The sequence below is a fragment of the Planktotalea sp. genome, from assembly GCF_039984035.1.
GTDB lineage: Bacteria > Pseudomonadota > Alphaproteobacteria > Rhodobacterales > Rhodobacteraceae > Planktotalea.
In genome coordinates this window covers 1-7,932 of the sequence record NZ_JBDWVM010000329.1, presented here as the reverse complement: position 1 = coordinate 7,932, position 7,932 = coordinate 1, and the positions used below count along the sequence as shown (strand labels likewise).

9 protein-coding genes are annotated in these 7,932 nt (G+C 54.5%); 2 read left to right on the top strand and 7 right to left on the bottom strand.

Annotated elements, in window-relative coordinates:
- Positions 1-136: 136 nt before the first annotated feature.
- Genes argE through ABJQ89_RS14830 form a run of 3 tightly spaced genes read right to left on the bottom strand, consistent with a single transcriptional unit; the run spans position 137 to position 3,876 of the window.
- Positions 137-1,297 carry an acetylornithine deacetylase gene (argE, locus tag ABJQ89_RS14840; protein ID WP_348496963.1) on the bottom strand — a complete coding sequence of 387 codons (1,161 nt, stop codon included), beginning with the start codon at positions 1,295-1,297 and terminating at the stop codon, positions 137-139.
- 3 nt (positions 1,298-1,300) lie between these two features.
- Complete coding sequence (locus tag ABJQ89_RS14835) at positions 1,301-2,482, bottom strand: M24 family metallopeptidase (RefSeq protein WP_348496962.1); 1,182 nt, start codon at positions 2,480-2,482, stop codon at positions 1,301-1,303.
- A gap of 20 nt (positions 2,483-2,502) precedes the next feature.
- Positions 2,503-3,876, bottom strand: coding sequence for an aspartate aminotransferase family protein (locus ABJQ89_RS14830; protein ID WP_348496961.1), 1,374 nt, complete (start codon positions 3,874-3,876; stop codon positions 2,503-2,505).
- Positions 3,877-4,113: 237 nt separating this feature from the next.
- Between ABJQ89_RS14830 and ABJQ89_RS14825 the strand changes: the two genes are divergently transcribed.
- Both ABJQ89_RS14825 and ABJQ89_RS14820 read left to right on the top strand, forming a co-directional pair.
- A complete protein-coding gene (locus ABJQ89_RS14825; RefSeq protein ID WP_348496960.1) occupies positions 4,114-5,346 on the top strand; it encodes an iron-containing alcohol dehydrogenase in 1,233 nt (410 codons plus the stop codon).
- Positions 5,347-5,355: 9 nt separating this feature from the next.
- Entirely contained in the window at positions 5,356-5,859 is a 504-nt protein-coding gene (locus tag ABJQ89_RS14820; protein ID WP_348496959.1) for an AAA family ATPase, read from the top strand.
- Positions 5,860-5,862: 3 nt separating this feature from the next.
- Here the strand turns inward: ABJQ89_RS14820 and ABJQ89_RS14815 are convergent, their stop codons facing one another.
- The 4 genes from ABJQ89_RS14815 to ABJQ89_RS14800 form a co-directional block, all read right to left on the bottom strand.
- A complete protein-coding gene (locus tag ABJQ89_RS14815; RefSeq protein WP_348496958.1) occupies positions 5,863-6,522 on the bottom strand; it encodes a DsbA family oxidoreductase in 660 nt (219 codons plus the stop codon).
- A 71-nt stretch (positions 6,523-6,593) separates the two neighbouring features.
- Positions 6,594-7,091: a DUF3299 domain-containing protein gene (locus ABJQ89_RS14810; protein WP_348496957.1), complete on the bottom strand. Its 498-nt coding sequence runs from the start codon at positions 7,089-7,091 to the stop codon at positions 6,594-6,596.
- Positions 7,085-7,588, bottom strand: a complete 504-nt coding sequence (locus ABJQ89_RS14805) for a DUF3299 domain-containing protein (RefSeq protein ID WP_348496956.1) — start codon at positions 7,586-7,588, stop codon at positions 7,085-7,087. Before ABJQ89_RS14805 ends, ABJQ89_RS14810 begins: the two co-directional genes overlap by 7 nt.
- Positions 7,589-7,606: 18 nt before the next feature.
- The coding region (locus ABJQ89_RS14800; protein WP_348496955.1) for an ABC transporter permease at positions 7,607-7,932 on the bottom strand (326 nt) is incomplete at its 5' end.

Below are 7,932 nucleotides of genomic sequence, written 5' to 3'. Positions count from 1 at the left end.
ATCTTGGAACGCCCTATGACTTTGGGTCTGCTCGTGATTGCGGCAGGGCTGATCATTCTGCCGATAATTCGCGGACGACGCAGTCGTTAAGCTAATTCGGGATACAGATCGAAGAAGGCGCCCTCGGGCGCCTTTTTTATTGTGGGTGTGATAGTTTTTTGCCCAATCCATCGAGCATGGTCAAACATTGCTCCAGCTGATCGCTCGCTAGGTATTCGTCCGCCTTGTGGGCTTGCTCAATCGAGCCGGGACCGCAGACCACCACATCCATACCAAGCTCTTGGAACAAACCCGCTTCTGTACCAAAGGCCACAACATCGGCCGTATTGGCCCCCGTCAATTCAGAGACAATTTTGCGTGCCTCGTTCTGATCTGTGGGTAGGAGGCCCGCGACTTCGCCAATGACTTCTGTCGTGATGTCACTGTCGGGGTAAACCGCGCGCATTGCGGGTAACAGGGTCTGCTCGCAATAATGCTGTAGCGCGTCTTTGACGAAGGTTGCATCGCTGTTTTGAACGGGTCGCATTTCCCAATCAACGCTTGCTTTGGGTGGGATGACATTATGGACATGACCACCATTCAGCGCGCCTGTGTTTATTGTCGTCCAAGGCGGATCAAAGGGGCTATTGTGCGGGGCCAATGTCTTCAATTCATCACGCAGTTCGAGCAGACGCGCGACATAGCGCACGGCCATTTCCACAGCATTCACACCCAGATCAGGGGCAGAGCCATGCCCCTCAAGTCCATGAAAATGCGTACTATATTCATGGCAGCCTTTATGCCCTTCGATGATCCGCATCATCGTAGGTTCCCCAATAATTGTCAGGGCTGGCTTAATCGCGCGACGCTTGAGATCATCGACCAGATGTTTCGCGCCGATACAGCCAGTTTCTTCATCATAGGTGAAGGCAAAGTGGAGCGGGCGTTCCCCGACTTGCTGTGCAAAGCGGGGGGCCAATGCGATGCAAGCTGCGATAAACCCTTTCATGTCGCAGCTTCCACGCCCGTAAAGACGATTGTCGCGCTCTTGCAGTATGAAAGGATCACTTTGCCAAGTTTGATCCGTGACGGGCACCACATCCGAGTGACCCGAAAGCACTATGCCACCATCGCGTTGGGGGCCTAGGGTGGCGAAAAGGTTTGCTTTGCGCCCACTGGCATCCGTTTGCACATCAACATCCGCACCGCTCTCTTCCAAGCGGTTGGCGAGATAAGCGATCATGTCGAGATTGCTATCCGCCGACACGGTTGGAAAGGCAATGAGATCAGCCAGAATGCGTTTGGTTTGATCGATCATCGTTTAGTGCTTTACGAAGAGTTTGCGATCAATGTCGCAAAGAGGTTTGGCAGCCCCATCCTCTTGGATCAGGATCGTTTCGGTGGTTTCCAACCCCCAACTGTCCATCCAAAGCGCAGGCATGAAGTGAAAGACCATTCCCGTCTCGAGCACGGTTTCATCTTCGCTGCGGATCGACGCCGTGCGCTCGCCCCAGTCAGGGGGGTAGCTCAGGCCAATGGGATATCCCATGCGCCCCGAACGTTCGATTCCGTGACGCGCCATGACATCCATAAAGGCATTAGCGATATCACAGGTGCGATTGCCTGCGCGCGCAGCCCAGAGGCCCGCTTCAATTCCTTCCAGCTGCGCGGCCTCAACGCGGCGCATCTCGTCCGAAGGGGTGCCAAGGTAAACAGTGCGGCACAGAGGTGCGTGATAACGCCGATAACATCCAGATAACTCAAAAAACGTTGCTTCATCTGCGCGCATCGGCGCGCCGTTCCATGTCAAATGCGCGGCCGTTGCATCAAGCCCTGAAGGGGTGAGCGGCACAATCGCTGGATAATCGCCCCAATCGCCGTCAACACCCGTGATGCCCGCATGCATGATGTCCGCGACAAGATCATTCTTGCGCACGCCAACCTCGGCGCGCTCGATTGCAGTGCGCATAACTTTTTCAGAGATGCGTGCGGCTTTTTGAATGAAGGCGATTTCGGGCGCAGATTTGATCAACCTTTGCCAATTCACCAAGGCCGTCGCATCGCTGAGTTTGGCATTGGGCAACTCAGCGCTTAAAACGGCGTGCGCCTTTGCAGAATAATAGTAATTCTCCATCTCGACACCAATGCGCGCTCCCTCAAACCCAAGGCGCGTCAGCAATGCGGCCAAGTCTTGCATCGGGTGCACTTCGGTCGATTGAATGAAGTGGTCGCCGTAGCCGATGATGTTGTCATGGCTCATCCAGCAGGTCCGTCGCCCACCCATCATATCCATGTAACGGCCCCACCAAATGGGTTCGCCCTCCATCGTGAGGATCACGCCCTGATGGACGTAAAAGGACCACCCGTCATAGCCCGTTAACCATGCTTGGTTTGATGGGTCGGTGATAAAAAGCGCATCCAAACCCGCCTTCGCCATCGCAGCGCGGGTCTTTTTAAGGCGTCGTTCATATTCAGCAATTTCGAAGGCTGCGTTCTTGTTCATCGTAATTTCCTTTCGCAGCTTTAGCCCAGAACAGTCGTGACGGCTTGCAATGTCGCGGATACGACTTGATCCGCTTCTTCGCGCGTCAGGCAGAAGGGCGGAGCAAAGCCCAATATATCACCTTGTGGCATCGCGCGTGCGACCACGTTGTTCTGCTCAAGCAGTTTCGCCGCGATTTGCGGACCGATCTTGTCAGCGGCATCGTAAAATCTGCGGCTGTTTTTATCAGCGACGAATTCGACCGCGCAGAGCATACCATCGCCGCGCACATCGCCCACATGCGGATGATCACCAAGCGCTGCATGCATTTCGATGTTGAGATAGGCGCCGATGTCACTGGCGTTCTCAATCAATCCCAATCTGTCGATAAGCTGCAAGTTGGCCACGCCCGCCGCTGCGCCAATAGGGTGGGCCGAATAGGTCCAACCATGACCGATGGGGCCATTTTCATCCGTGCCTTGCTCCAACACCGCCCACATTTTTTCCGAAACAATCGATCCCGAAAGCGGCGCATAGGCAGAGGTCAGCCCTTTGGCTATGGTGATAAGATCGGGGCGCATGCTGTAGTGATCCGATCCAAACATAGTGCCAAGGCGTCCAAATCCGGTCACAACTTCATCGGCGACCAAAAGGATATCATGTCGATCCAAAACCGCTTGGATCGCCGGCCAATAGCCAGCAGGGGGCGGTACGATCCCGCCAGTCCCAAGCACGGGTTCACCAATAAATGCCGCAATCGTGTCAGCGCCTTCGCGTTGGATCATCGCCTCTAACTCATGCACGCAATGGGCGACAAAGTCCGCTTCGCTGTGTTGCAGATTATCGCGGCGGAAATAATAGGGCGCTTCGGTATGCAGAACTTGCACAAGCGGCAAATCGAATTTCTTGTGAAACAGCTCCAGACCCGTAAGCGATCCGGTCATCAAGCCAGAGCCGTGATAGCCACGCCAGCGTGAGATGATCTTCTTCTTTTGCGGGCGACCAAGGATATTGTTGTAATACCAAATCAGCTTGATGTTGGTTTCATTCGCATCTGAGCCGGACAGGCCAAAATAGACCTTCGACATATGATCCGGCGCGCGATCCAGCACCATTTTGGCAAGGGTGATAGAGGCTTCGGTGCCATGTCCGACATAGGAATGATAATAGGCCAGTTCCTTGGCCTGATCGGCGATTGCATCGGCAATATCAGAGCGGCCATAACCGACGTTCACGCAGTAAAGCCCCGCAAAAGCATCGAGCAGACGATTGCCATCGCGATCTTCGATATGACAACCCGATCCACCCGTTACGACGCGCTGGGCAATGTTGCCTCGGGCAAATTCGGCAAGATGGGTGGAGGGATGAAAGAAATTCTCACGGTCCCATTTTTCGAGATTATCATTGTGCAACATAGCTGGCCCTTTGGCTGTGGCGGCGCGCCGCCTGATTTTTTAGAAAGGAGCCAACTTGCGCGCGCAGGATCTGAAAAATCCGGTGCAATGAGCGAAAAAGGCTCCGCTCACCCAAGCAGCAGCGCGCAATGCCTTTATTGCCAAGGTCGTGACGCAACTGAAGCACAGCCATTCCGCACAGATCAACAGAAATTTTCTAAGCGCAGGCAGACAAAATGAACGCGCAGGCGATTAACTATGGCTGGGCAATGGACCATTTCATTCTCTGTGATAGGCTTCGCGCAAATCACAGAGAAAGCTGGACTTATGCAAATGGGCAGTATTGGGCGCGTTCAATCACCGAGGGTGATCCGTATTGGAGGCGGCGTTGCAAAAGAGGTGGCAGAGGTCCTCGCGCAGCTTGGCCTACAGCGACCTTTGATCGTGACGGATAAGAATCTTGTAACCTTGGGCCATGTTGGCACAGTGACAGATGTTCTGGACGGCGCGCAGGTTCCATGGGCGATCTTTGATGAGGTTGTCGAGGACCCGACAGATGTCTGCGTCGATGCTGGTCTTGCAGCCTTAAAGGCAGGTGATTTTGATTGCATCATCGGCCTTGGTGGCGGCAGCCCGATGGACACGGCCAAAGCCATCAGCTTTATGAGCGTCAACCCGGGCCACGTACGCGATTACAAAGCGCCGCGTCAGATTGATCGCTGTGGTCCGCCTGTGATTTTGATCCCGACGACGGGTGGAACAGGCTCGGAATTGACGCGGTGGTGCGTGATTACGGATACGCAAGAGACTGAAAAATATAATCTATCTGGTTTGGCCTGCGTTGCGACCGCTGCTCTGATTGATTGGACATTCACGACGACAAAACCTTGGCGCATCACAGCCGATACAGCAGTAGACAGTCTGACCCACGCGATTGAGGCCTTCGTTAGTCGCAAGGCGTTTGCCTACACAGATGCATTTGCGTTGGCCGCGATGCCCGCGATTACCGATCACGTGCGTGCGGCCTGCCATGACCCTGAAAACGGCGCAGCGCGTGAGGCATTAATGCTCGCAGCGTCGCAAGCGGGCATGGCGTTTTCAAACGCCTCTGTTGCGCTGGTGCACGGGATGAGCCGCCCGATTGGCGCGCATTTCCATGTGGCGCATGGGTTGTCGAATGCCATGCTCCTACCAGAACTGACCAAGTTCTCAGTCAACGCTGGAGAAGCGCGATACGCCACCTGTTCACGGGTGATGCGTTTTGCGGATGAGAACGACAGTGACAGCATGGCGTGCGGCAAGCTCGTCGATGGGCTTGCGTTGTTGAATGCAGATTTGAAGGTGCCAAGTCCAAGCACGCTAGGTCATATCGCGAACCCGGAAACATTCGCCATTATGGCGGATCAGGCGCTTGCGTCTGGGTCGCCGCAGAACAACCCGCGCGTGCCGAGCAAGGAAGAAATTGTGCAGCTTTACGAACGTATTTGGTAAGGGCGGGTTGTGGCGATTATTCACATTATCGAAGGTCCCGTCGGTGCAGGCAAAACGAGCTATGCCAACAAGCTGGGTCAAAAGTTGAACGTGATGCCTCTGGTTCTCGATGCTTGGATGGTGACCCTATTTCAGGCAGACCGCCCAGAGACGGATATCTGGCCATGGTATGCGGAGCGCAAAGCGCGCTGTTATCAGCAGATTTTGACCGTCGCTATGGGCCAGCAAGACTATGGTCGCGATGCGATTGTCGAACTCGGCCTCATCCGTGTTGACGATCGTTTGAAGCTATATGATGCGTTGGCGGATGAGGACCGCGATTTTCGTGTGCATGTGCTGCAAACACCGCGAGACGAGCGCGCGCTCCGCGTTGCACAGCGCAACGCGGAGCAGGGCGAGACCTATGCCATGCATGTCAGTGATGAGGTCTTCAACATCGCATCCGACATGTGGGAAGATGTTGGAATGGAGGAAGAATTTGGCCGCGAGGGGCGCTTTACCTTCGTTCCTTAATTCTTATTCTGCTGCGTCTTGTGCGTTCTTGGCGAGCTGACCCAGAATGTTGGTATAGTTTTCTACGCCCTGCGCACCTGTCACCAGATATTGGCGATCAAAGACCATCGCTGGCACACCTGTTATGCCTTGCTGGGTCCAAAATTGCTCTTCCTGACGCGTGGCGTTTGCAAAGCGTTGATCGCTCAGAACCTCCACTGCTTCTGCACGGTCAAGGCCGATTTCGCTGGCAACATCTGCAAGAACATCATTGTCGGATAGATCACGATGATGCGTGAAATGGGCGACGAATAGCGCTTGTTTCAGATCATTGCCGCGCTCTTGTTGCGTTGCCCAATGCAGCAATTGATGCGTGTTGAAGGTATTGTGCATCCGCATATCGTCAGAGAACGCGAACTCGAAATCAAGCTCCGCGCCAACCTCAGTGAGGCGGGCTCGATTGGCGGCGGATTGTTCTTTGGTTGATCCGTATTTTTCCATGATATGTTCAACCATGTTTTGCCCCTCGGCGGGCATATTCGGGTTCAGCTCAAAGGGATGCCAATGGATGTCGACCTCTGCGCCCGTCGCGTCCACAGCCTGTTTCAACTGGCGGTATCCAACAATGCACCAAGGGCACACAACATCCGAGACGATATCGATACGAAGAGGTTGAGCAGTCATGGCAATATCCTTGCGCGTTAGGGTGGACATCTAGATGGGCATCACATGAGCCGTATCAAGAGCACCGAAGATTATAATTTGAACGGTATGATCTTATCGGCCGCTAGTGAATAAGCCACATCCGCCAAGTGGTTAGAGGTCGAGGACGTGCCAAACTTGCCTATGACGCGCACGGCCTCAAATAACCCCGAGGATTGGTAGGGGTCTTTGGTCGTCACGAACACCAATTGATTGGCTGGGGGCGGCGGAACATGGACGCATGCTCCTACAAACGGAACCAGCATAAAGGTTGTGACACCCGTGCCAGAATAATCGAGCGGCACGATAAATCCGGGCAGTCGCACAGTTTGATCGTTCCAATCCGTGCGCACACCCAAAGAGGGAGGCTGCGCAGTCGATATGGCGTCATCGTGGTTTTGCGTGAAAGAAAAGGACGGCGCTTGACCGTCGGAAACAAGATCGCTCCAGTTCAAGTCGACGAATTCTTCAGCGCGGGCAAGGCTCGAGGTTAACGAAAGCGCGGCAATACCTGCCATAATATCGCGGCGGTTCACGATGGGGTTTACCAAACGTAGGTTTCCATTGCCTCGGCGGTTAATGTGTAACCTGTTTCTGCGATCTCGGTTGATTGGGTCTCGTGCTTCATATGCCCTGTGACCCAGACGGCTTCCCAAAGATCATCGCCAGGCCAGGGGTTTTCCGTGGTCACATAGACAAGCTGGTTGGGCGGCGGCGGCGGTGTATGAATGCAAGCGCCAACGTAAGGGACCAGGATGAAGCTTGTTACGCCCTTCGTGTTGAGGTCGAGGGGAACGATGTAGCCGGGCATCTTGATGCGGGTGCCATTTAGGAGCGGGTTCAGCTTGTTCGCGTTCTCGTCATAAATCGGGTTCCACGTGTCATTGATTTCGTCAATTTCACCTTGGCCGATAATTTCCGAATAGGGCACGCCGGGTGGAATGAGATCGTCCCAAGTGATTTCCATGACCGTGCTTGCCGAGGCAAGGCGTGGAAGGGCTGCGCTGGCGGCAGCTGCGCTGATCATTTGGCGTCGAGACAAGAGCATCATGCGATCCTATTCGTATCAAATCTTGACTGTCATACCATCCGCAAGGGACATGCGATAGGCTCTGAGCGCGGGAACCATGCTCACAATTGCGCTAGCGAGGATAACGCCCAGCAAAACCCAGAGTTCGCGAAGCGTTGGCGCTTCGATGGGAATCCACAGGCCAAACGCGCTATCAAGGAGCGGCTGCGCGATGAAAAGACCAAGATAAAGCAGGACAAGGCCCAGCAGGGCACCGATAGCGGCCATCAAGATCGCTTCAAGTACCAAAAGCGTTAGGATCACCCGTGGCCGTGCGCCCATCGCCCGAAAAATTGCCATCTCTCGGCGCCGTTCGCTTAGGC